The sequence below is a fragment of the Synechococcus sp. R55.7 genome (assembly GCF_047461955.1).
Taxonomy (GTDB): domain Bacteria; phylum Cyanobacteriota; class Cyanobacteriia; order Thermostichales; family Thermostichaceae; genus Thermostichus.
Genome location: NZ_JANSIC010000375.1, coordinates 1 through 1,126, shown reverse-complemented (window position 1 = coordinate 1,126; position 1,126 = coordinate 1). Strand labels below are relative to the sequence as shown.

General features: G+C 46.4%; 3 protein-coding genes. All 3 read right to left on the bottom strand.

Annotated elements, in window-relative coordinates; translation table 11 throughout:
- Positions 1-22: 22 nt before the first annotated feature.
- The 3 genes from NW820_RS12600 to NW820_RS12590 all read right to left on the bottom strand — a co-directional run bounded on the left by NW820_RS12600 (position 23) and on the right by NW820_RS12590 (position 1,066).
- Positions 23-313 (bottom strand): nucleotidyltransferase family protein, encoded by a 291-nt coding sequence (locus NW820_RS12600; protein ID WP_414329506.1) that lies wholly within the window; start codon positions 311-313, stop codon positions 23-25.
- A gap of 203 nt (positions 314-516) precedes the next feature.
- On the bottom strand, positions 517-852 hold the full coding sequence (locus tag NW820_RS12595; RefSeq protein ID WP_414407669.1) for a putative toxin-antitoxin system toxin component, PIN family: 336 nt from the start codon (positions 850-852) through the stop codon (positions 517-519).
- Positions 842-1,066, bottom strand: coding sequence for a hypothetical protein (locus tag NW820_RS12590; RefSeq protein ID WP_414329510.1), 225 nt, complete (start codon positions 1,064-1,066; stop codon positions 842-844). Before NW820_RS12590 ends, NW820_RS12595 begins: the two co-directional genes overlap by 11 nt.
- Positions 1,067-1,126 lie beyond the last annotated feature (60 nt).

Below are 1,126 nucleotides of genomic sequence, written 5' to 3'. Positions count from 1 at the left end.
TCTTACTCTGTTCTGCCAATCTCTAGAAGGCACGAACCACCTCCCGGAGAACGGATTCTTGCAGATAGGGCTTGAGGGAGTCAGGCGTACCTAGATCAACCGGACTCTCTAAAATTTCCTCTAGATATCGTTTCAAGCGTACAAAAGTGAACAATCCAACTGGACGGTCAAACTCTACTAGCAGATCGATATCACTGTCTGTTTGCGCTTCATCCCTTGCTACTGAACCAAAGAGCATTAGAGACTTTACGCCAAAGTCCTTCAGAGTGTTCTGGTGATTTGCCAGTAATGTAAGGACTTCCTGTTTTTGCATTACCCAACCTGCAATGAAAAGAAAAGTCCATTAGGAATTATAGCTCACCTATTTCCTCTCAATTACGACTCAAACAAAGATTCATAACGCTTTGCAGGTCGCAGGCACAGTTGAGCCGAGGCACACCTTGCAGAGGACAGGGATCCCTGGGTTCCCGCAATGAGGGCATTTGAGCTTGCTCATCATCTTGTCTCTGGGTACATCTAACGGCACGCACATCTTGCCTTGCCATTAACAGCCAGTTCAAGAAACTTGTCGTCTTTGGGATCACGACACGTCGCCACGCGCTCTACAATCTCCACCAAGACGCCATCTCTAACAAAAGTGCTCAAGAACTCCATCCGTTCTTCCTCGGTTATATACCTTTCAAATCCTTTGCGCCGCAGGACATCGCTCAATTCTTCAACGGTCACACGTGAGATAAGCAATTTGCCTCTCTGTGTTGCCCTGTCAAAGACTTGACGAGTGACAGAACATCTCAACAGGAGCGCACTGATAACAACATTGGTATCAAAAACAAAGCATGGTTCACTCGACATTCAGCAGAGATTCCAGTATCTCAGGAGTTAAGCCACGCTCCTGTGCTTTTTGGCTGATTTCATCTATGACAACCTGAAGGGGACGCGGTGGTACGATGAGGTCGCGCAGCCAAAGGTTAAGTAACAACTGAAACTTTCTTTGCAGGTCAGCAGGAATTTGACTGTAAAGTCTCGCTGTATCTGCATCCAGAGGAATGGTAATCACTGTGTTCATCTTTCCAACTCCTCGATGTTGGATATTATTACACTTGAGATTAAGTCGCGCTGGCTAACG